General features: G+C 34.4%; 20 protein-coding genes and 2 pseudogenes. 14 read left to right on the top strand and 8 right to left on the bottom strand.

All coding sequences use genetic code 11. From position 1 onward, the window contains the following. Positions 1–170: 170 nt before the first annotated feature. Both ACU8YW_RS15995 and ACU8YW_RS15990 read right to left on the bottom strand, forming a co-directional pair. Positions 171–581, bottom strand: coding sequence for a DUF3224 domain-containing protein (locus tag ACU8YW_RS15995; protein ID WP_088609330.1), 411 nt, complete (start codon positions 579–581; stop codon positions 171–173). Positions 582–707: 126 nt separating this feature from the next. Beyond that, positions 708–1,739, bottom strand: coding sequence for a S66 family peptidase (locus ACU8YW_RS15990; protein WP_098134420.1), 1,032 nt, complete (start codon positions 1,737–1,739; stop codon positions 708–710). A 290-nt stretch (positions 1,740–2,029) separates the two neighbouring features. On the opposite strand from ACU8YW_RS15990, the gene ACU8YW_RS15985 reads away from it, so the two are divergent. Next, positions 2,030–2,671 (top strand): ATP F0F1 synthase subunit alpha, encoded by a 642-nt coding sequence (locus ACU8YW_RS15985; RefSeq protein WP_097907132.1) that lies wholly within the window; start codon positions 2,030–2,032, stop codon positions 2,669–2,671. Between the two features lie 177 nt (positions 2,672–2,848). Here ACU8YW_RS15985 and ACU8YW_RS15980 read toward each other — a convergent pair whose 3' ends face one another. Beyond that, positions 2,849–3,103, bottom strand: a complete 255-nt coding sequence (locus ACU8YW_RS15980; RefSeq protein WP_000900575.1) for a SunI/YnzG family protein — start codon at positions 3,101–3,103, stop codon at positions 2,849–2,851. Positions 3,104–3,377: 274 nt separating this feature from the next. Between ACU8YW_RS15980 and ACU8YW_RS15975 the strand changes: the two genes are divergently transcribed. The 4 genes from ACU8YW_RS15975 (at position 3,378) to ACU8YW_RS15960 (ending at position 7,074) form a co-directional block, all read left to right on the top strand. Beyond that, complete coding sequence (locus tag ACU8YW_RS15975; RefSeq protein ID WP_088609333.1) at positions 3,378–3,647, top strand: 2TM domain-containing protein; 270 nt, start codon at positions 3,378–3,380, stop codon at positions 3,645–3,647. A 351-nt stretch (positions 3,648–3,998) separates the two neighbouring features. Next, a complete protein-coding gene (locus tag ACU8YW_RS15970; RefSeq protein WP_000747488.1) occupies positions 3,999–4,838 on the top strand; it encodes a YitT family protein in 840 nt (279 codons plus the stop codon). A 180-nt stretch (positions 4,839–5,018) separates the two neighbouring features. Next, positions 5,019–5,696 (top strand): response regulator transcription factor, encoded by a 678-nt coding sequence (locus ACU8YW_RS15965; protein ID WP_002013739.1) that lies wholly within the window; start codon positions 5,019–5,021, stop codon positions 5,694–5,696. 1 nt (position 5,697) lies between these two features. Further along, positions 5,698–7,074, top strand: a complete 1,377-nt coding sequence (locus ACU8YW_RS15960; protein ID WP_446893970.1) for a sensor histidine kinase — start codon at positions 5,698–5,700, stop codon at positions 7,072–7,074. Positions 7,075–7,260: 186 nt separating this feature from the next. Here the strand turns inward: ACU8YW_RS15960 and ACU8YW_RS15955 are convergent, their stop codons facing one another. Together ACU8YW_RS15955 and ACU8YW_RS15950 are read right to left on the bottom strand one after the other, a co-directional pair. Continuing rightward, positions 7,261–8,520, bottom strand: coding sequence for an MFS transporter (locus ACU8YW_RS15955; RefSeq protein WP_088063982.1), 1,260 nt, complete (start codon positions 8,518–8,520; stop codon positions 7,261–7,263). 69 nt (positions 8,521–8,589) lie between these two features. Then, the gene (locus ACU8YW_RS15950) at positions 8,590–9,213 is read right to left on the bottom strand and encodes an ArsR/SmtB family transcription factor (protein ID WP_097907133.1); all 624 of its coding nucleotides are present in this window, start codon (positions 9,211–9,213) and stop codon (positions 8,590–8,592) included. 185 nt (positions 9,214–9,398) lie between these two features. Here ACU8YW_RS15950 and ACU8YW_RS15945 point away from each other — a divergent pair, with 185 nt between their 5' ends. Next, positions 9,399–10,463, top strand: coding sequence for an ABC transporter permease (locus tag ACU8YW_RS15945; RefSeq protein ID WP_088063981.1), 1,065 nt, complete (start codon positions 9,399–9,401; stop codon positions 10,461–10,463). Continuing rightward, positions 10,463–11,134 carry an ABC transporter ATP-binding protein gene (locus ACU8YW_RS15940; RefSeq protein WP_426934000.1) on the top strand — a complete coding sequence of 224 codons (672 nt, stop codon included), beginning with the start codon at positions 10,463–10,465 and terminating at the stop codon, positions 11,132–11,134. The genes ACU8YW_RS15945 and ACU8YW_RS15940 overlap by 1 nt, the downstream gene beginning before the upstream one ends. 49 nt (positions 11,135–11,183) lie before the next feature. On the opposite strand, the gene ACU8YW_RS15935 is transcribed toward ACU8YW_RS15940, so the two are convergent. Further along, positions 11,184–12,302, bottom strand: a complete 1,119-nt coding sequence (locus ACU8YW_RS15935; protein ID WP_088063980.1) for an LPXTG cell wall anchor domain-containing protein — start codon at positions 12,300–12,302, stop codon at positions 11,184–11,186. Between the two features lie 150 nt (positions 12,303–12,452). Next, entirely contained in the window at positions 12,453–13,034 is a 582-nt protein-coding gene (locus tag ACU8YW_RS15930; RefSeq protein WP_088609336.1) for an ATP-binding protein, read from the bottom strand. Between the two features lie 220 nt (positions 13,035–13,254). Between ACU8YW_RS15930 and ACU8YW_RS15925 the strand changes: the two genes are divergently transcribed. The 6 genes and pseudogenes from ACU8YW_RS15925 to cuyA all read left to right on the top strand — a co-directional run bounded on the left by ACU8YW_RS15925 (position 13,255) and on the right by cuyA (position 20,485). After that, entirely contained in the window at positions 13,255–14,169 is a 915-nt protein-coding gene (locus ACU8YW_RS15925; RefSeq protein ID WP_142310396.1) for a class I SAM-dependent methyltransferase, read from the top strand. Positions 14,170–14,235: 66 nt separating this feature from the next. Continuing rightward, complete coding sequence (locus tag ACU8YW_RS15920; protein ID WP_514132807.1) at positions 14,236–14,601, top strand: hypothetical protein; 366 nt, start codon at positions 14,236–14,238, stop codon at positions 14,599–14,601. 59 nt (positions 14,602–14,660) lie between these two features. Beyond that, a pseudogene (locus ACU8YW_RS15915) lies at positions 14,661–15,773 on the top strand (aminopeptidase). A 435-nt stretch (positions 15,774–16,208) separates the two neighbouring features. Beyond that, positions 16,209–17,750 carry a serine hydrolase domain-containing protein gene (locus ACU8YW_RS15910; RefSeq protein ID WP_088063977.1) on the top strand — a complete coding sequence of 514 codons (1,542 nt, stop codon included), beginning with the start codon at positions 16,209–16,211 and terminating at the stop codon, positions 17,748–17,750. A gap of 196 nt (positions 17,751–17,946) precedes the next feature. Beyond that, positions 17,947–19,178 (top strand): annotated as a pseudogene (locus tag ACU8YW_RS15905) (DUF4073 domain-containing protein). Between the two features lie 311 nt (positions 19,179–19,489). Next, positions 19,490–20,485 carry a D-cysteate sulfo-lyase gene (cuyA, locus tag ACU8YW_RS15900; RefSeq protein ID WP_088063975.1) on the top strand — a complete coding sequence of 332 codons (996 nt, stop codon included), beginning with the start codon at positions 19,490–19,492 and terminating at the stop codon, positions 20,483–20,485. A 169-nt stretch (positions 20,486–20,654) separates the two neighbouring features. On the opposite strand, the gene ACU8YW_RS15895 is transcribed toward cuyA, so the two are convergent. Further along, the gene (locus ACU8YW_RS15895; RefSeq protein ID WP_088063973.1) at positions 20,655–20,945 is read right to left on the bottom strand and encodes a hypothetical protein; all 291 of its coding nucleotides are present in this window, start codon (positions 20,943–20,945) and stop codon (positions 20,655–20,657) included. Positions 20,946–21,047: 102 nt separating this feature from the next. Between ACU8YW_RS15895 and ACU8YW_RS15890 the strand changes: the two genes are divergently transcribed. Beyond that, positions 21,048–21,470, top strand: coding sequence for a YhfM domain-containing protein (locus ACU8YW_RS15890; RefSeq protein ID WP_097907138.1), 423 nt, complete (start codon positions 21,048–21,050; stop codon positions 21,468–21,470). The last annotated feature ends 690 nt before the right edge of the window (positions 21,471–22,160 follow it).

Genomic DNA, 22,160 nt, shown 5'->3' with positions numbered 1-22,160 from the left:
TTAGATTTTTAATTCCCCCCATAACGAAAATTTTATGCATTGCTGGATACTGATAATAAGACGTTATGTAATATACTCTGTTCTTTTCTTAACTAATAGAAGAATAGTTGAATAAGCTTGTCAATAAAAAGGACATTCCTAGTATTACAAGAAATGTCCTTTCCACTAAATTATAGGATATTTTGCTGGAATTCAAACTCTAAAATTAGTTTACTGGTTTGACCTGTAAACTGATAATTATAGGACCCTCTTAGTTTTTCTAAGTTACCGGTAGCTTTAATAATTGTTCCTGGGGAATCTAGATTTCCTTTATCAAATATTCCTTGCTCTATAGCTGTAAATGTCCCTTGTTGCCCCTTATAAATTCCTTCGAAGTGTAAAAATCCAGAAATTTTAGCAGTAGCCAAGTGACCATCATTTATATTTGAGTCTAAATAATATAATAAGTATTCAACAAAAGCTTTTCCTTTTAATTCACCATCAATATCATATTCAACATGGGCAATATTAATAGGGAAATCTTTTCTAGTATCATCAATTAGTTTTTCATCCCATTTACTTACTGTAAATGTTGCTTCCATACACGTAAATCCCCCTTTATCATTAGATAAGTAATCTCCCTAAAATGAAAAAATACGCTATTCTTCCTGTAGGATCAGGAAAACATAATTATAAAACTTATGGCTATACTTATTTAAAGTTTTCCTTTATTCCACGCCACTCTCTAAAATAGAGAAAGACCCATTTTCACAATCAATTTCTGCCATCGCACCGTAAGGTAAAATAAACTTCGGCTCGGTATGACCAAAATTTAAATTATAAAGAATCGGCAAATCTTCTAAGTTATGTTCTTTCATAACTTGCAGTATTTCATGTTTATATTCTTCATAATACATTTCGTCTTTTGGTTTACCAAAGATGATACCCTTCGCTTTTTGGAGAATGCCTTGCGCTGCGTAATTTCGTAACCAATACTTTATATAGCTTGGTTCTGGATGGTCTTCAGAAGTTTCAAAGAAAAGGATACTATTTTCCCAATGTTTTTTCTCAGGCCAAAGCTCCGTTCCTTTTGCAAATTCCAAGACTTCTATACAACCACCAATTAAGCGTCCTTGTACGGTAGTAGAGCCTTGAAGTAGTTCATAGCCATTGTTTTGTTGCATCGTACGCCTTGTATCTTTATTTACCTCTATCCATTCTAAATGCTCACTCGTCCATTCATGAGCTGGTTGAATCTCGCCAATTGTCTCATTTGAAAAGAGAGTCCGATTTACCATTTCAACTGTATATGGATCCATCTCTACATTTTCGGCAAAATCAGTTAAAATTGCTGGACCGTAAAAAGAGGAAACTCCTGCTTTATGACAAAACAAGTGTGAAACGGTAACGTCAGAGTACCCCATAAAAATTTTCGGATTTTCACGTATTACATTAAAATCTATATAAGGAAGTAAGCGGATGCTATCTTCACCGCCAATATTCGCAATAATTGCTTTCACGCGCGTATCCTTAAAAGCTGTCATTAAATCTTCCGCACGAGCCTGTGGATTGTTATAAATGAATTCGCTACCTTTTAAACTATTTGGCATTGGGATAACCGTAAGACTGAAAACTTCTTCTAATCTCTTTACCCCTTGTTCATAACGCCATCTTATCTCAGAATCACCTGCGCCTCCCCATGAAGGACTTACTGTTGCTACGATATCACCTGGCTGTAATCTGTTTGGTTTCTTTAACATATTAACTCCGCTCCTACATAATGTAATGGACTACGATTATACAAACTGTAGTATTGAAAAAATATGATGCATCACATTAGTTTCTTCATCATCAATCCGTTTCCCTGCTGTGATTCAAGAATTTAGCACTCGTGTTGAATATAGGAATAATCGATTCATATTTAAAAGTTACAGTATGCAACATTGCATAAGAAAGCTGGTTGCTATTTTATACAACCTGTAACTATAATAGTTACAGGTTGGTCGTATCCAATCAAAAAATATAATCATCATGAATGGAGAGGTTACATATGGGTATGAAAAAATTAATTTTAGCAGGTGCTTTAGGGATCGCAGCATTATCAGGAACGAATTTACCAGGATTAGAACTATCAAAAGCGAGTGCAGCTTCTATTGAATCGAATTTCTCGACGTTAGAAGGACGAGTAGTAGAAGTAGATAACGGTGTAATTGTCGTAAAATCTAAGCAATATGAGGAGCCTGTAAGTGTATATATAGATTCTCTTTCAAATGTGAAAGTAGGAGATGAAGTAAAAGCTACTGGATCTATGATGCGTAATTTTACTGAATATATGGTTGCAAATACAGTTGAAAATACGTCAAATAAATTAGGTATGCACATGAAAGAAGATGGTTCTCCTGATTATGTGATTGGGGAAGTATCAAAAGTAGGAACGAGGGAAGAGGAAGGAGAAGGTTCTACTAAATATGTCGTAGTTGAGTATCCATCACTAAATGGGAAGAAAGTTATTATTGATGTTTTCTTAACGAAGGGACAAGTATTTAATACGGGCGAGAAAGTAAAAATTGATATGAAGTATGTAGGCTGGGGTGGAAGTTCTATTAACTGGAACACAACGGATCATATCGAAAAAGTGTATGAGGTAAAGAGCAACGTTGAAAATAATGATGATGTTTGGATTTGGTCTTAATTAGAATTCTGTAATTAACAAATATATCCCTTAGTACCCAGCAAATTGTCATACACATGATCATTTGCTGGGTACTTTTTGTTTATTTTTACATCATTGTATCTATAATAATTTTTAAAATGCGGGTATACAGTTGAATCGAATAAACCCATATAGACAAGTGTTTTATCCTATTGCTTATGCATTGATTTTATTCAAAATTGAGACTCTATTGGTCGTAAATAATAGATAATTTTGTTTTACTGTTCTGATTAAAATCCGGTCTGTTGTAGCGTATGCTGTTCCAATTCGGATTACGTTTTCTTCTTCTACACCAGCATAGGTTTCATCTTCTGTAACTTCAATAATTTCACTTAATGGAATTTGAATCTTAGCTAGTTGCCATGAAATAATTAATTCTCCATCTGTTTTTTTGATATCGATACCTAGCATGTTACCAAAACCTTTCTGTATTAAAATATGGCTATTAATTTTATTATACAGATTTAAAGGGTTTATTTCTATTGTGAAATTTGATTTTTCAATTTTTTCACAAGGTATCGTACTACGAACAAAAAAGGGTATCCACCAGCACCTGCAATCTTCCTGAAATGAAGACGATCTTTTTTATTTTGTGAATTTTTGAGAATAAGAGATTTTTGATTAGAATATGATGTTTAAATCGGAGCGAATTTAAAAAATACAATAATGAAAGAGGTGTTTATATATGGAGCAAGATGAGAATTATTTACGAGCTAAAAAAAGGGTGGAGAATTTAAAAGCGTTTTACATTCATTTAACGGTGTATATACTAGTGAACTTAATGCTTTTTATTATAAATATAATCTCTGATTCCAGTAAATTGTGGTTTTTATATCCACTTGCAGGTTGGGGAATCGGTATCGTTATACATGGTTTGACAACTTTTCCAGTTGGGATATTCGGAAAAGAGTGGGAAGAACGAAAGATTAAAGAATATATGGAGAAGGATAAGTAAATTTATTTCTGGAAATTATGAATATAAAATCTCATATGAATCTCTATGATCACACGCTTGATGCGAAGTTTATTCTATAGCTTCGCCTATTTGTTTTGTATTTGAAGTTTGTGCGAGTGAGAGTGTTGATATACATTTTTTAGGGTGAATTGCATGTGAAATCAAAACTTTATTTGTCGTACATAATAAATACAGTTGTTTTACTTTTTAATTACATGTGGATATAGGATGAAGTTGATTTATTACCCTATATTAAAATAAAAATAAACCACTGTTCGATTTGAATATTCCACGATATAATGGTGAGAGTTTATGACAGAATAAATATTTACATAAGAAGTGAGGTACTGTATGAAAAAAAGAACGACAGACATTATTTTTATTATTATTGGTGCATTTCTTTTTGCGTTAGGTGTCAATTTGTTTGTTATCCCGAACGAGTTTGGTGAGGGTGGAGTAACTGGTATCACGATTATTACGTATTATTTATTTGAATGGTCACCAGGCTTAGTTAACTTAATTTTAAATGCGATTTTGTTAATAGCTGGTTATAAATTTTTAAATAAGATTACAACAATTTATACGATTATCGCTGTAGTTACGAACTCGCTATTCCTTCATTTGACAGAAGGTTGGACGATTGCTTCGGATGAAATGCTCGTAAATGCCATTTTCGGAGGAATATTTATTGGGTGCGGGATTGGTCTTATTATTCGTGTTGGCGGAACAACAGCAGGTACTACCATCTTAGCAAGGATGACGCATAAATATTTAGGATGGAGCATTAGCTATGGTTTACTGTTCTTCGATTTAATCGTTGCGTTTTCGTCTTATTTCATCATTGGTGCAGAAAAACTGATGATAACAATTATTATGCTATATGTAGCAACGAAAGTGATGGAATTTGTAATTGAAGGTTTAAATCCGAAGAAAGCCATTACGATTATTTCTGATAACCCGAATGAAATTGCCGGAAAGGTAACTACATTAATGGGCAGAGGGGTTACTGTGTACTCAGGTCATGGCTATTACACGAAAACGCCGAAGGAAATTCTTTATGTTGTTATTAATAAGCAAGAAGTAGTCAAGCTAAAACGGATTGTTCAAACTACAGATCCGGCTGCGTTCATTGCTATACACGATGTTCGTGACGTATTTGGAGAAGGATTCGTTGATATTTCTAAAGCATAGAAATTACTTTTCATTAAAATAATCTTAATACTAAAACGTAAGAATCTATTTTGAATAATCTTTTTTCAAAATAGATTCTTTTTATTTATCTTAAAATGTTGGTTTGTTTTTCTTTTTCTTGCAAAAAATCCAATTGTTTCTTAAGGTAAGGATGTAGAAGGATGAACAAGAGAGGGTTTAATGAAGATGATACATATTTTATTAGCTGATGATGATAAGCATATTAGAGAATTGTTACATTACCATTTGCAAAAAGAGGGGTTTAAAGTTTTTGAAGCGGAAGATGGAAAGGTAGCGCAAGGCGTATTAGAGAAAGAAAATATTCATCTTGCGATAGTAGACATTATGATGCCGTTTGTTGATGGCTATACGTTATGTGAAGAAATCCGGAAGTATCATGATATACCGGTTATTTTATTAACTGCGAAAGATCAGCTAGTCGATAAAGAAAAAGGATTCATTTCTGGTACGGACGATTATATTGTAAAACCATTTGAACCAGCTGAAGTAATTTTCCGTATGAAAGCTCTATTGCGCCGTTATCAAATGCTTAGTGCTGATATTATTACATTACACGGAACGATAATTGACCGAAAAGGGTTTGAAGTGAAGTGTAACGGTCAGACGATTTTGCTTCCATTAAAGGAATTTGAATTATTATCACAACTTGCTAGTTATCCTGGAAGAACCTTTTCAAGAGAAGAATTAATTGAATTAGTATGGGGAATGGATTTTGAAGGAGATGAACGAACAGTTGACGTTCATGTGAAGCGACTGAGAGATCGTTTTTCAAAACGAACAGATGATTTTCAAATTACGACAGTACGCGGACTCGGTTATAAGTTGGAGTTGAAATAAAATGAAATCACTATACTCTAGATTTGTTTTTATGACGGTTGGAATCATGCTACTTAGCAGTATTATCGGTTTTTTATTAACAAATGTGTACTATCAAGTGAAGTTAAAACCGTACAATAGTGAAAAGATTTTAATGTATGCGGAAGAAGTAAAATCGTTATATGAAAAGCAAAGTGAAGAAAATCAAGAGGCATACTTACAGTCTATTGCGAAGTTAGGATATGAAATTTATATTGTCGATGATAAAAAGAATGGAAAACGTATCGGCAACGCGTTTCGTAAGACAACAATAAGTGATGATACCGTTCATAAAGTATTGAATGGCGAAACGTTTAATGGTGTTTCTACGTATCCAACACGTCTCTTTATTACAGGTTTTTTCGATAATGAATTAATAAATAGTGTCGGTGTACCAGTGCAACACGGTGATAAACAGTACGCTTTATTTATTCGTCCTGACATTCAGAACCAATTTGGCGAGATGCGAATTTTCTTAGCGGTATTACTTGGGTTTATCGTACTATTAAGTATTATCTTTATAGCGATTGCAGCAGGTTATATCGTTCGTCCCATTCGAACATTTACGAAAGCGACTCAAAAGATTGCAAGTGGTGAATATGATATCGAATTAGATGAAAATCGAAAAGATGAAATTGGTACATTAGCAACTAATTTTCAAAAGATGACGAAAAGTATAAAAGAATTAGATGAGATGAGACAAGAATTCGTTTCAAATGTTTCTCATGAATTTCAATCGCCGCTTTCTTCCATACAAGGGTTCTCAAAAACGTTACAGTCAGAAGAGATGAGTGCGGAAGAAAGAAACCATTACTTACAAATTATTGAGGGCGAAAGTAAGCGAATGTCTAGTTTATGTAAACAGTTACTTACGCTAGCTTCACTAGATAAAGAAGAAAAAGTATTACAAATAAAAGAATTCAATTTGCAGAAGCAAATTAAAGACGTTATTTTTATGCTCGAATGGAAATGGCGTGAAAAAGATATCGCCGTTGAATTTGATGTGCCGGATATTACAATACAAGGTGATGAAAACTTACTTCATCAAGTATGGAGTAATATTTTTACGAATAGCATTAAGTTTTCAAACGACGGCGGAACGATTGAATTTGTTGTAGAAGAATTAGAGTCGAGCGTGATGATCTCTATATCAGACAACGGAATCGGTATGGAAAAAGAAGAAATGGATCGTATATTTGATCGTTTTTACAAAGTAGATACTGCAAGGGCAAGAAACGTAGAAGGTAGTGGTTTAGGATTATCGATTGTGCAGAAAATTGTTGAACTGCATAACGGAAACGTTTCAGTATATAGTACGAAAGTGGAAGGGACTACTGTTCAGGTGGAGCTTCCGAAATAGATGGAAGAGGCTGCTTGGGAACAGCCTCTTCTTTTTGTCATTTTTTGTCGATAAATCGATATAATCGGAAAATCGCTGATATAATTTGAGTTGCGCCGATATATTATGAAAATCGCCGATATAATCCGAGTTGCGCTGATATATTTGAAAAATCGCCGATATAAATTTCACGTACTGCCACTTCTGCTATAAAGCTGTACTTTTCCCGCGCTCTTCTTTAAACCGAACTTCAAAAGTATCCGCTGTAATTTCATCAGCTTTCGGCAAAGCCCGTAACTTTGGATGAAGTAGCCATACGAAAGAAATAAATAAAATCCCGATGCTAGCGAACGCGAAAATGAGTTGGCTACTAAATACATTTGCAGCATATCCACCAATTAAAGAACCGAACGGCATAGCAATTGTGCCCATACTTCGCATGACTGAGTTTATGCGTCCAATATACTGATTTGGAATTACAATTTGACTAATTGTCGCAAATAATATGTTGGTTGCACCAATTGGAATCCAGGCTAGACCGAATAAGAGAATAGACAACCACTGAAACGGTACGATCGTGGAGAGAAACCAAAAGATAGCACCAGTCGCAAAGCCAATAATAGAGACACGGCCAACATTACGTTTACCAACCCATGAACTGAATAATGCTCCAATTAAACTGCCGGCTGATATAGCGGCTAAGAAGAAGCCATATGATTTCACGCCTCCTAAAGAATCAGCGAAAGAAGGGAGTATCGCCATCGTCATACCGATTGAAAAATTAGCGACTACTGAACCGATTAAGAATACGCCCATTAATGAACGGAAGACGATCGAAAAACCTTCTTTTAAATCAGTGAAATATTGTTTAGTTGAAAGTGATGTATTGGTTTCTGCTTGCTTTGGCATTTTCAATGAAAAGAACAAAAGGGCAGTAATCGCGAATGTAATAGAGTCAATTACATATAAAGTGATTGCGCCAAGTAGTGCTACTAATATGCCAGAAAGCGTCGTGCAAATTAAATCAATGCCTTGATACGCAAATGAAAAGAGTGAATTTCCTTTTAATAGTTGTGTTTTATGAAGTAGAAGTGGTAAAGCTTTTGATTGTGCGGGATAGGCGAATTGTTCGATAAAGGCTACGATGGGCATGATGATGAGTAGTAGTTGAACTGTTAATAGATCGAAGTAGTGTGTAATAGGAATGATTAAAATAAGCATGCATTGCAAAACTTGTGTAATGACGAGGGTGTTTTTTATTGCCCATCTATCAACGAATGGGCCGGTAAGGAATTGTAATGCAGAAGGTAATAATGTAAGGAAACCAGCCAATCCAGAATAAAAAGGATTACCACTCAGCTTATATACGAGCCACATCGCAGCTACATAATATAAGCTATCTCCTATGTTTGTAAAAATTCTTCCTAAAAAAAGTAAGAGGAAATTTCGGTTTTTTAATATGTCCATTTAAACTACTCCTTTATAAAAAAATTATTCGGTAAAATAAATTTGACCGTCTATGTAAAAAAAATCGTATTACGATTTTTCTTCTTTTTTCACAAAGCGCTGCATTGCTTTTTCATCGATTTGTAGTGCAGTAGTAGAAATGTAATAAGATTTACTATTTGGATCTTTATCTGCGTCTTTTGCGATATCATTTAATTCAGCCATTAATTCATGAAATTTTTTCACCCACACTTGAAATTGTTCTGGCGTGGCATCAAACTCCCAGCAAGATGAAACGTAATTCCACTCTGCTGGGTCTTCGCTTACTTTTCGTAATGTAAAAGCTTCTTCTGGTGCAGCGAGAATATGGCTTTTCGTTCTTTCTGTCATTTGTAAAAAGATTTGGCGACCTGATTCGCTTAATATTTCTAAATGAGGTAATAGGTACGCGGCAGGGGTGAAGCCTCTAGCGACAGATTGATAAAACTTTTGAATGATGCCATTCTTTTCTTCTGTATAAACAATTTCTATAAAACCATTCTTTTCTAATTCTTTTAAATGATAATGAATTTTAGCCCTTGGAATGCCGAATTTATCAGATAGTAGTTGTCCTGTATAAGGACGTTCGCATAGACGCATCATCATTTCGACACGAAGTGGATCGCTTATTGCTTTTAGTTGGCTATAAGTAGTTAGTGTTAACATGGGCTTCAACAAGATCAACTCCTCAAATAAAATTACTCGGTCAAGATTATTTGACTGAATTGTATCAAGGATTCTGATTATTTTCAATGCTTTCCGAAAATTAAATCTTCTCCTCTGTAATCTTCTGTTCATATTCCGTTCATATTTCTTTTTTATGATAAGTGCATAGAAAGAAAGAGGAAGGAGCGAGCGAAATGTTTTTAGCTCTGCGTGAATTAAAACAATCAAAATTAAGATACGGATTAATCGGACTGATTATGGTGTTATTATCATTTTTAGTTCTTGTTATTTCAGGATTAGCAAATGGATTATCATATGATAATGCTTCATCGATTCAAAATATGGAGGCAAATAAGTTCGTTTTAGCAGATGATGCGGAAAATAAATTACTTCGTTCACAAATTAAGAAAGAAGATGTAGATAACGTAGTCAATCAAGTAGGCGACAAAGAGGCCGTTCCGTTTCGTGTGAAAGTTTCAACGTATGAAAAGAAAGATAGTTCGAAAAAAGTGGATGTTGCTATTTTCTCAAGTGAACGTGATTCATTTTTAGAACCGAACATTGTAAAAGGTGAGAAATTAGGCACAGCAAATAACGAAATGGTTGCTGATGAATCTATTAAAGAAAAAGGAATCGATATTGGGGATACAATTATTGATCCTGTTTCAAAGAAAGAATTTACAATCGTTGGATTTACGAAAGATCAAATGTTTAGCCATACACCAGTCGTTTATGTAAATGAAGACGTATGGGGATCTATTTCACAACCAAACCAAAAAGATTATAGTGCAATTGCACTGAATACAGATAAAGAAATTAAAAATGCACATGTTATCGACAAAAAAGAAGTACTGCAAAGCATTCCAGGATTTAAAGAAGAGCAAGGAACATTAACAATGATCATTGCATTCTTACTTGTTATCGCTGCGTTACTAATCGGTGTATTCTTCTACGTCATTACATTGCAAAAAACACAGCAATTAGGTGTATTAAAAGCAATCGGTACAAAGAACTCTTATTTAGCAAATAGCTTAGTCGTGCAGGCGTTATTCTTATCAGTCGTTGCGATGGTAATCAGTATTGTTCTTGTACAAGGATTAGAACAAATTTTACCAGCGGGTATGCCGTTCTTATTAACAACACCGATGATTGCACAATATGCAGCAATCTTCATCGTAATTAGTATTTTAGGAACACTTATTTCGTTATACCAAGTATTAAAAGTTGATGCATTAGAAGCAATTGGAGGCGGGATGTAATGACTTCATTATTAAAATTAGACAAAGTAAGTAAAGTGTACGGAGAAGGGAATACGGAAGTAACAGCCCTTCATCCGATGTCGCTTGATGTGAAAGCTGGAGAATTTATCGGAATCGTCGGTCCTTCTGGATCAGGGAAAAGTACGTTATTATCAATCGCGGGTGCGTTATTATCACCATCAAAAGGGGATATTTACATTCGTGAGCAAAATATTACGAAGCTATCAGAAAAGGAAATGACAGACATTCGTTTGAAAAAAATCGGCTTCATTTTCCAGTTTGCAAATCTTGTTCCATATCTAAATGTAAAAGAACAATTGCTTTACATTGCAAAGCTTAAAAAAGAAAACAAACAAGACTCAGAAAAGCGTGCGGATCATTTATTAGCGGCAGTTGGATTAGGAGAAAGAAAAAGTCATTATCCAAATCAACTATCTGGCGGGGAAAAACAAAGGGTAGCAATCGCTCGCGCGTTCATGAACAACCCAGATTTAATATTAGCGGATGAACCAACAGCAAGCTTAGATTCAAAACGCGCACGTGAAGTTGTAGAAATGATGAAACGTGAAGTGAAAGAGAGCCAAAAAGCAGCAATTATGATTACGCATGATGAAAGAATGCTTGATGTATGTGATCGTATATTGACGCTAAGAGATGGGAAGTTAATATAAAGAAAAAAGACAATCGCACAAGTGTGCGGTTGTCTTTTGTATAATTGCTTTATTTTGAGAATAACGCTTTAATTTTATTTCGTGTAATTAATAAAACGCCGCCTAATACAGATAACATACCTAAAGCCATATTGTTTGATTGCTCACTACCAGCGTTAGGAAGTTCTCTAGCGTTATTGTTTGTGTTTGTAGTACCAGTCTTTGTTTCTGTTTGTTTTGATTGAGATACTTCATTAATTTTGTTATCTACATTTTGCTTCGTTGTATGTACCTCAGCTAATTTGTCCTCAATTTTTTTCTCAGTATGCTTAAAGTCGTTAATTTTAATATCTAAGTCTTGTTTTTTCTTTGTTAAATCATCTGAAACAGTTTGTTTCGCTTGTTTAATTTCGTTAATTTTATTTAGTAAATCTTCTCTAGCTTTTTGTAATTCAGCTAGTTTGTTTTTTACATCTTGTTTCGCTAGTTCTAAGTTAGCGGAAAGACTATCTAAATTGCCTTTAATTTTCTTAAGTTCCTCTAACGTATTTCCAGTATGCGGCTTATTTTCTTTTAACTCAGCAAGTTTGTCCTCAGCAGTTTGTTTTGCTTTCTTTAACTCAGCTAATTTTTCATCTACCTGTTTTTTTACTTCCTTAAGTTCATTAACCTTTTGATCGATGTTCTCTTTATGTTGCTTCATTTCATTCACTTTTTCATCGACAGTTTGTTTATGTTCTTTAATCTCATTCACTTTATTATCGATATTTTGCTTATGTTCTTTCACTTCAGCAACTTTTTCTTCTACTTGTTTTTTATGCTCTTTTATTTCAGCGATTTTATCTTCGGCGATTTGCTTGTCTTGCTGAAGTTTTGCATCTAGCTCTTCTTTACGTTGTTTTATTTCGTTAATTTTTTCATCAGCAACTTGTTTACGCTCATGTAGTTCATTAACCTTCGTGTCAACATTTTCCTTAACTTGGTTAAGTTCATTCAACTTTTGATCCACGTTTTCTTTGTGCTGCTGTAATTTCGCATCTAATTCTTGTCTATGTTGCTTAATTTCAGCTAATCGATCTCCTGTACTTTGCTGAGGAGTAGCATCAGTTACTTCCGCATGAGCAGAATTTGCGCCAGCAATCATTGCTAAAGCTAGTGTAGACGCAGCGATTGTTTGTTTTGTTTTCATATTTTTGTACCTCTTTTCTTTCATATGCATGAGTTGTTTTGTGTAGAATTGAGCATATAGAAGTAGATTATCTTATCATTATATACCATGTAGGATGTCTAGAGGAAGTATTTGCATAATAATCTATCATTATGTAATGCTTATAGTCTATTATTTTTGGGTAGGGGAGAGATCTTTAGCTAGATGAACAATTTCTTCTATAGTAGAGTTTACATCCTTACGATTACGAATAACAAACAAATAATCAGCCTCGTTTTCTATAGGATTTACCACATCTTCGTGAAGTGATTCAGACTGTTGTCGATCGAGTACTTCTTTGAAACTACAATAATCACCTCTAAAAATATTGGTACTTCGCGTGCTTCGAGCTACTCTTTCGTAAAGTACATCATTTGGAATGTCAAAATGAACGAGTATACGTACATATTCCTCTTTCTGAAACAATTCATTTAGCAAATACATCCGGCCGTTTCGGCTTCTATTTGAGTTGCAAATAATAAGATGTAAACTTGTATGTTCTTTTGCATAATCAACAATGAATTTCGAAAGACCGTGTTTAAATGTATTTGGGCCTTCGCCCGGCTGTAATTTTTCATAATGCGTGTTAATGAATTCAGCTTGGTTATCTTGATCCATAACGAAAGCGTGGGGTAACTCTTTTTCTAGTTCTTTAGCAAATGTAGTTTTTCCGCTGTGTGTTTTTCCTACTGTAATGATCACTAATCGTTTCATATTGGCCTCCATATGTATTGTTATCATTTGGGACATTCGATGTGAATTGACAATTTTCCTGCTAGAGAATATACAAAATGTCGGAGTAGTAGCAGGCTGAAAACTTGACAAAAAAACTTATTTATGCTATAATTTACCAATATAAAAATAAAGTGTATAATAGGGTTCTCCTGGCCAGGGGAACCCTATTTTTGTTGTGAAAATGAAGGAGTGTATGTGCGTGAAAAAAGGTGAAGCGAGTGTAACGTCGCTAGTATCAGCTTTCGGAAGGGCGTACCATAGTGAATTTGATAGTCCTAAAATCTTTGATGATTATGTAGCTAAAGATTTCATTTCAAAAAAAGAACGTAACGATATTGAAACAAATATGGTCCAAGGAATCCATTTTTTCAATACAGACATTGCACAAAAGTTTCAAGACAATCCACAAGAAATATTAAAATGGATTACACAAGTTCAATTATCACCAACACCTTTGGCACGTGCGGCATATTGTGAAAGAGTATTGCTACATGAAATTACATTAGGCGCAAAACAATACGTCATACTCGGTGCAGGCTTAGATACGTTCAGCTTTAGACACCGAGAATTAGAGAATGAAATAGAAATATTTGAAGTAGATCATCCTTCTACACAAAGGTTTAAGAGGGAGAGAATAAAAGAAGCAGCACTTGAAACTCCAAACAACCTTCATTTTGTTTCGATGGATTTTACTAAAGATTTCTTGAAGCAAAAATTAGTAAATGAAGGATTTGAAAATAAAAAGACTTTCTTTAGCCTATTAGGTGTTACGTACTATTTAACGAAAGAGGAGCTTTCTAGTTTAATAGAAAATTTATTCGAGATGGTTCCAGTGGGGAGCTCTATCGTATTCGATTATCCGGATGAAAACTTATTTACGGAAAAAGGATTGTCCAATCGAGTGGAAAATATGGTAAAAATGGCTGCAGTAGGCGGAGAACCGATGAAATCGTGTTTTTCTTACGCTGAAATGGAAGCACTATTAGAGAAGGTGGGCTTACTCATTTATGAGCAATTATCGCCAGAAGACATAAATACATTATATTTTGAAGGACGAAACGATTATTTAAAAGCTTTTGAGACGGTGCATTATGTGCATGCGGTGAAGAATTAGGAATTAGTAGGCATGGGGAGAAATCTCTGTGTCTTTTTTTATGAAAAAAGGAGATGGGGTGTAGTGGTGGAAAGTATTAAATACATTGCTATTGGAAGGCGGGGAATGATGAAAAATTATATAGGGGTAGCCGCTGCTATAAGTATTTTTATCCTTACAATTGTTTTTCTATATTTCAACCCATATAGCAATCAAGAGCTTGATAAGGAAGTATATATCACTGTATTTTTCATGTTCTTACTTCCTTCTTTTCTAGCAGTAATTGCGGTAGTTGCTAGGAAAAAGACTTTTATGATCGTTTGCTGCATTTGGATGTTGCCAGGAACTCTTTATTTAGGTGTAGTGGCGATACCTAGTTTATGGAATACATACGTTATATTTTTCATAATGTATTGTTTAGCTATTGTTTGGACGGGGAGGAGAAATGCTTAAAGAAAGTAGTTCTCTTTTTTATTCATGTATTGAAATGGTAGTGAAGGGACGAAGGTGTAATGAAGCGAAAACTATCGAAATTAGCAGATATACTAGTCAATCATTCTACAAAAGTACAGCCTGGTGATCAAGTGTTGATCCAAAGTGTTACAGAAATAGATCCCGCAGTCGTTCGTGAAATTATTAAGTCCGTAGAAAAAGCAGGTGGATATGCGCATGTATCAATGCGCGATGTGTCTGTAACGAGGCAATTAATTTTTTCGGGATCTGAAGAACAATTTAAGTTGTTAGCAGATTGGGAGTGTTACCGATTAAGTAAGATGCAAGTGTATATTAATCTCCGAAGCCCTAGAAATGCATATGAATTAGCAGATGTACCAGCAGAAAAAATGAAATTATATCAAAAGGTATTTGGAAAAGCGCATAGTGAAGCAGTGTATAAAACGAGATGGGTGACAACGCGAATTCCGAATGCAGCATCTGCACAAGAAGCGAATATGAGTACTGAGGCTTATGAAAAATTTTATTTTGATGTATGTACGCTAGATTATAATAAAATGTCCAAAGCAATGGAGCCATTAAAAGAATTAATGGAAAAGACAAAACGAGTGAGGATTATTGGAGAAGGAACGGATTTGGAGTTTTCCATTGAAGGAATAGGCGTTTTAAAGGGGGATGGCATGGATAACATTCCGGATGGCGAAATATATACAGCACCTGCCAAAGGTTCTGTAAATGGAGTAATAACATTTAACACAGTATCTGTTCAACAAGGTTATGCATTTCGAAATATAAAGTTACATATGAAGCATGGGAAAATAATAGAGGCATATGCAAATGATACAGAACGAATAAATCGAATTCTTGATACGGATGAGGGAGCAAGATATATTGGAGAATTTGCACTGGCGTTTAATCCCTATATATTACACCCGATGAATAATACGTTATTTGATGAAAAAATAAACGGTAGTTATCATATAGCAATTGGAGATTCGCTATAAGGTGCAGACAACGGAAATAAATCAGCGATACATTGGGATTTAGTAAACATTCAAAGGCCAGAGTATGGCGGCGGTGAAATTTGGTTTGATGATGTACTGATAAGAAAAGATGGACGGTTTATTTTACAAGAGTTGTTCGGATTAAATGAAGAAAATTTGAAAAGATAAAAACTACGTTTATTTAAGTAGGCTACATAAAATAATCAATCTTTTTCATAAAAATTTAAGGAAGCCAAAAGAACCCCACACATTTTAATCAAAATGTGTGGGGTTCTTCTTTTTATAGAATAAATATTTGCAGCAATACTTTGGTCAAATTCTAATTAAAACTAAAATCCACCTTTTCTATTATAAATTTTTGTAGTTTGGAATATATCTATTTGATTAACCAAACTAGTATTTTAGGGGCCTTAACTGAAACAATAGATATAACTTCATATCAATCTTGTTAATGAATTTCATTGCCCTCAGATAAAGGACAATAGTAGATCTTTGATTTTTATTACAATTTTGTAAGGTTAAGTAATAAAAATCGATAGAACAGGATATTAGAATGGGATACTCTGATTGATGGATAGAATATTCTGAAAAAAGGTGGAGCAAATGAAGAATAGACAAAAAGCATCGATAATATGCAAAAGTATTTTATGTTTAATGATTTACATATTTATTACGAATGAAGCATGGTTTACAAATGTGGTGAGGGCAGAATCGGGCACGTTGACTGATAGGAGTATAGAGGATTTCAAAAAAAAGCTGGATGAACAGGTACCAAAATGGCAAGAGAATTATGAGGTACCAGGGGTTGCAATAGGGATTGTACATGAGGGGCGTATTGCTTATACACTTAACTACGGTTATGTAGACAAAAAGACAAAAAAAGCGGTGAGTGACGATACATTGTTTCAAGCTGGTTCCATATCTAAAAACCTTACAGCGTGGGGAATCCTACATCTTGTAGATGAAGGGCATTTATCACTAGATGATCCCGTTGGAAAATATCTGACCAAATGGAAATTACCTAATTCAGAGTTTAATAATAATGAAGTCACAATAAGAAGATTGTTAAGCCATACAGCAGGGCTGTCTGCACATAAAGGATACCTCGGGGTTACACCAGGGAAACATCTTGACTCTATTGAGGAGTCTCTGTCTGGAAAAGGATGGCTTAATGAACCAGTGGAGGTTACCAATAAACCAGGTTCAGAAACAATTTACTCTGGTGGCGGATATACAATTTTACAACTTGTAATTGAAGAGGTTACCGGAATACCGTTTGATCGTTATATGGAAGAACAAATTATGAAACCTTTAGGAATGAAATCTAGTTCATTCTTACAACGTCCTGAAAACCATAACCTTTCGAAAGCTTATGGATATTTTGGAGAGGAGCTCCCTAGTTACCAATTTACCGAACAGGCTGCTGCAGGTCTTAAGACAAATGTTACCGATATGATGACATTGATACTTGCAAGCATGGATGCACATAATAAAGGGAATGGTGTCATCAAAAGTGAACGTGTTACGGAAATGCAAAAGCCGGTATTAGGGGAGAATGGTTTAGGTATATTTGAAAAAAAACTATCTAATCAATGGAAATTAATTTATCATTCTGGTGATAATCGAGGGTGGCATTCTTTTTATGGTTTCATTCCTAATACAAAGGATGGATTGGTAATCCTCACGAATAGTGAAGGTGGTATAGACTTACGACAGGATATTTACCACGCATGGATTGAATATGAAACTGGAAAATTACCTGAAAGTTACTTCTCTCTAGCTGAGCAGAGAAAAAACAACTCTATTACATCAATTGTTATTGGAGCCACACTTGGTTTATATTTGCTGCTATTTGTGATTAGATTGTACAAAGGTAGAAGAACTTTCATTTTTAAGCAAGAGAAGAGATCCTACATCGGATTAGTAGTTAGGACATTTTTACTTATTAGTACTGCTATCCTCGTTTTTTGTGCTGCCTATTTTTGGAGAGTTTTCAGCTTGAATTCCGGTAATACAATAAATTTTATTCTAATAATGGTATGGATTATAACATTATTAATTAGTGGATTTTTCCCGAAAATTAGAAGTAATAAAAAACAACGTATGAAACGAAAAGATTTAACATCAAAATTTACATGTATGTAATGTTAAAAGCTAGAAAGCTAGATTGACGTAAATCGCTAATTGTGGTTTGCAAAAAACGACAAAATCTCTTAAAAAACACTTAACTTTTAACGTCATCTATCTTTACAATCCCTCCCTATAATGTGAATTGGACAAGCATCTAAGAGAAAGCAGAACATGGCAGTTTGTACATTCTATTATTAGGGGGAGAATTTGTATGAAAAAGACAGTTGCTTCGTTAGCAGTTATGGCGGCATTATTGCCGACGTTTTCAGTGTATGCAGAAGGGAAAGAGCAAGTTCGAAAATCAGCTACAACTTTTAATGTTATTAGTGACATTCAAGGGGATTTAGGAGACTTTGATCATGTGTTAAAAGATATGAACAAAGTGACGCCACTTTCTAGAGCGCTTATTATGAATGGGGATATAACGCCAACTGGACAACAGTCACAATACGATGATGTGAAGCGTGTGTTAAACAAAAATAAGCATCCAGAGAATGTATGGTCAACTGTTGGGAATCATGAGTTTTATGCTGGTAAATGACAGCTGATGGAAAGCTCTCTCAAAGTACATGGCCAAATGGTGTAACGGAAGAACCGCTATTTAACCGCTACTTACAATTTAGCGGGCAAGAAAAGGTATATCATAAAAAAGAATTAGACGGTTATCCGCTTTTATTTTTAGGAACTGAAAAATATATGAAATACCACGATTCAAAAATGTGGGATGAAGTATTTATGAGTGATGAGCAATTAGGTTGGTTAAAACAAAATTTAGAAGAATATAGCCAAAAAGATAAAAATAAGCCCATTTTCATTTTCTCTCATCACGTTTTACCGGATACAGTATCTGGATCAAGACAATCACCGTATTTAAATGACTATTTAAACGTGGATAAATTGTACGATATATTAAAAGATTACCCGCAAGTTGTTTTCTTCACGAGTCACACGCATTGGGATTTAAACTTACCGGACTGGGCTGGAAAAAAGAAAATTGCAGGCGGAGATGAAAAAGGATTTACAGTTGTAAATACGGGCGGTATTGAAACTGGATGGATGTCGGCTGGACCAAATGGCGGAGAGAAGACTGCTCCTGATGGCTATTCATTTAAACAAGGATTACAAGTGAAAGCATATGGTAACGATGTAATGGTAACAGCTTACGATTATAAACGTGATAAGGATATAAAGAAGCTATTAATTAGTGATGCGAAAGTCGCACAAATGGCACCAAATGTAACAGCTGACGATAGTAAAAATGTAATTGTCGGTGCAACGGAGTATATGGAGTACTCTGTAGAAGGAACGAACGAATGGTTGACGTATAATCCAGGGAATGCTCCGAAATTTGATGGGAACAAGGTTGTACACGTACGTCATAAAGGCGAAATGAATTTAGAGCCAGGATTAACACAGCTTCTTCGATTTTCGGCAAATAAGTGATTAGTAAGGGCCTACTTTTTAATAAGTGGGCTCTTTTGTGTTGTCGTTTTTTATCGGTAAGTCGATATATTTCAAGTTATGGACGATATATTTGAAAAAATCGTTCATATAAACTTCATGTACCGAAATAAAGTGAAAGTTATTAATGTAATTTCACGTACCGTATTGGAGTTAAAATTATTAATACAATTCCATTCACAAAAACCGAATTCCAACACATTTTTCACCCAGAAAGATGACTTCATCATTTTTACATGTAATAATAGTATCGTTACATACATTGTGAAAGAAGTACAAAAGGAGCGTTATTAATGAATTTAGCTAAATTCCCGAGAAAAAAATATACAGAGTCATATACTCCAATTGAAAAATTAAACAATTTTTCTGAAGCACTTGGTGGGCCGACTATTTATTTTAAACGAGATGATTTACTTGGTTTAACAGCTGGTGGTAATAAGACGAGAAAGTTAGAGTTTCTAGTTGCAGATGCACAGGCAAAAGGTGCAGATACGTTAATTACAGCTGGTGGTATTCAGTCAAATCATTGCCGTCTAACACTGGCAGCTGCGGTAAAAGAAAAAATGAAATGTATCCTTGTATTAGAAGAAGGGCTTGAGCCAGAAGAGAAGCCAGACTTTAACGGAAACTATTTCTTATATCATTTACTAGGTGCTGAAAATGTAATTGTTGTACCAAACGGAGCAGATCTTATGGAAGAGATGCATAAAGTAGCGAAAGAAGTAAGTGAAAAAGGTAATACACCATATGTAATACCAGTTGGTGGATCAAATCCTACTGGTGCAATGGGATACGTTGCTTGTGCGCAAGAAATTATGGCACAATCATTTGACCAAGGAATTGATTTCAGTACAGTTGTTTGCGTAAGTGGTAGTGCTGGTATGCACGCTGGTTTAATTACTGGTTTTGCTGGAACACAAAGTCACATTCCTGTAATCGGAATCAACGTAAGTAGAGGAAAAGCAGAACAAGAAGAGAAAGTAGCAAAACTTGTAGAGGAAACGTCAGCTCACGTTGGTATTCCGAACTTTATCCCGCGCGAAACTGTTACATGCTTTGATGAATATGTAGGACCAGGTTACGCGTTACCAACACCAGAAATGGTGGAAGCTGTTCAATTACTTGCGAAAACTGAAGGTATTTTACTCGATCCAGTATATACAGGTAAAGCAGTAGCGGGACTAATCGACTTAATTAAAAAAGGTACATTTAATAAAGAAGACAACATTTTATTCGTACATTCAGGTGGTTCACCAGCGTTATATGCGAATACGTCTTTATTTGCGTAAGTGTGAAAAGCATTGGGTATCCAATGCTTTTTTGTTATATAATGGAATTATTATGAAGTGAGAAGGGGGAGTATATGAGTACAAATGCAAAATGGACCATATATACGGTACTTAGCATTTCTATGTTACTAATTTTATTTGTGGCTTATGGAGTTTATTTATATTTCAATTAAGTGAAATGGTAACCAAACCAAAGGAAAAATAAAATAATTACTGTGTTAAATAGAGTAAAACATAAACCGATAATGGCTAAAATTTTCTTCTCAGATCGGCTACAAAAAGAGATAACTGCTAATATTATTACTATAACAGCAGAAGCTAATATGAAATAGGCGAAAGGTACAACATATTCTACTCCAACTCTGTCTAAAATAGGTGAGAAGAGAAAGAGATTAATAGTAACGAATATACTTACAATGAGAAACGTATAACTTTTCCAAGTGTATGTTTGTAACTGCATGGAACGATACTCCTTTCTCTTTATTATGTATATTTTTAAGTTTAAATTAATTACCTTTATTTTACAAATTAAAATATTTTGTATTGAAAAGAGGGTATGAATATGAAAATTAGAAATTGGTCTCTAGTCTTTATTGCGATCTGTATACTCATAATAACCGGCTGTTCAAATATATCAGGCAATGAAGATCAAAGAATCCAAGTGCAAAAACATATTGGTGATAATGAATATGAAGATCTTAAGGTAGTGAAAGATAATAATGAAGTGTTGCAAGTAAAGAAAATATTAAATGATATTACTTTTGAAAATAAAAAAGTGGAAATGTCTCGTCCAGCTGATTATCACTTTATTTTTCAATTTAAAAATCCGAAAATAGAGGCGAAAGCTGTGTCGTATCAAATTTGGGTAAGCCCTAATAAGGATAAAATAGAAATCAAGACGGGGGAAAATCGGTACGCTCAATTAGAAGGGAAACATGCAGCCACTTTGTTTCAGATTGTTACAGGGGAGAAACTAGTTGAATAAACGTATATAGGGTTATAGGAACTCAGCTCGTATTGTTCATTTTGGAGATAATTAGTATTCAACAAAAATAGCTATCTTTTTATATTGGAATAAATATTGAGAATCGGATAAAATGGAAATTGGACATTGACTTGATGAGCATGAGGTTCTCCGCTTATAAGCAGATTAATGAACATTAAGGTGTCCATTAATCCGCCATTGAATAATAATGCTAGGAAATATATTGTTTTTACAAAGATTCGATGTTATGTTTAATTTTCTCAATATAATATTTTCCTTATATAGGAGTGGCTATTTGAAGAAGTTAATATTATTAGTTTTATTGGCTACATGCTGTCTCACCATTGCAGGATGTTCTAATAATAGGATTACACCAAAGAATGAGTCTAAAACTTCAACATCTGTAAAGATTAAACGTATCAACAAAGCGTGGTACAAACATATTTAATAGTTTTAAGAAACTTGAAATTGTTGATGATAAAGGTCATAAGGTGAAATTCGTTAGACTGATAGTAGAGGTTGTGAAACCTGGTGAAAAGCGGGAAGCATAGTTTGCATTTGAATTTATAAAAAATGCGACATTAAAATATTCACAAAAAAGAGTCTACATGTAGTCCTTTTTTTGTGGATATTTTTCATAAATAATAGACATTCTATGGTGCCTTCCTCTGATTTGAACCATCCGGAAAT

It is taken from the genome of Bacillus pretiosus (assembly GCF_052947655.1).
This window is presented reverse-complemented; position numbering and strand designations above follow the sequence as displayed.

Bases quoted from the DNA above. Each gene is read 5' to 3' on its own strand.
- ACU8YW_RS15995 (WP_088609330.1), bottom strand. From the start codon at position 581: ATGGAAGCAACATTTACAGTAAGTAAATGGGATGAAAAACTAATTGAT.
- ACU8YW_RS15990 (WP_098134420.1), bottom strand. From the start codon at position 1,739: ATGTTAAAGAAACCAAACAGATTACAGCCAGGTGATATCGTAGCAACA.
- ACU8YW_RS15985 (WP_097907132.1), top strand. From the start codon at position 2,030: ATGGGTATGAAAAAATTAATTTTAGCAGGTGCTTTAGGGATCGCAGCA.
- ACU8YW_RS15980 (WP_000900575.1), bottom strand. From the start codon at position 3,103: ATGCTAGGTATCGATATCAAAAAAACAGATGGAGAATTAATTATTTCA.
- ACU8YW_RS15975 (WP_088609333.1), top strand. From the start codon at position 3,378: ATGGAGCAAGATGAGAATTATTTACGAGCTAAAAAAAGGGTGGAGAAT.
- ACU8YW_RS15970 (WP_000747488.1), top strand. From the start codon at position 3,999: ATGAAAAAAAGAACGACAGACATTATTTTTATTATTATTGGTGCATTT.
- ACU8YW_RS15965 (WP_002013739.1), top strand. From the start codon at position 5,019: ATGAAGATGATACATATTTTATTAGCTGATGATGATAAGCATATTAGA.
- ACU8YW_RS15960 (WP_446893970.1), top strand. From the start codon at position 5,698: ATGAAATCACTATACTCTAGATTTGTTTTTATGACGGTTGGAATCATG.
- ACU8YW_RS15955 (WP_088063982.1), bottom strand. From the start codon at position 8,520: ATGGACATATTAAAAAACCGAAATTTCCTCTTACTTTTTTTAGGAAGA.
- ACU8YW_RS15945 (WP_088063981.1), top strand. From the start codon at position 9,399: ATGTTTTTAGCTCTGCGTGAATTAAAACAATCAAAATTAAGATACGGA.
- ACU8YW_RS15940 (WP_426934000.1), top strand. From the start codon at position 10,463: ATGACTTCATTATTAAAATTAGACAAAGTAAGTAAAGTGTACGGAGAA.
- ACU8YW_RS15935 (WP_088063980.1), bottom strand. From the start codon at position 12,302: ATGAAAACAAAACAAACAATCGCTGCGTCTACACTAGCTTTAGCAATG.
- ACU8YW_RS15930 (WP_088609336.1), bottom strand. From the start codon at position 13,034: ATGAAACGATTAGTGATCATTACAGTAGGAAAAACACACAGCGGAAAA.
- ACU8YW_RS15910 (WP_088063977.1), top strand. From the start codon at position 16,209: ATGAAGAATAGACAAAAAGCATCGATAATATGCAAAAGTATTTTATGT.
- cuyA (WP_088063975.1), top strand. From the start codon at position 19,490: ATGAATTTAGCTAAATTCCCGAGAAAAAAATATACAGAGTCATATACT.
- ACU8YW_RS15895 (WP_088063973.1), bottom strand. From the start codon at position 20,945: ATGCAGTTACAAACATACACTTGGAAAAGTTATACGTTTCTCATTGTA.
- ACU8YW_RS15890 (WP_097907138.1), top strand. From the start codon at position 21,048: ATGAAAATTAGAAATTGGTCTCTAGTCTTTATTGCGATCTGTATACTC.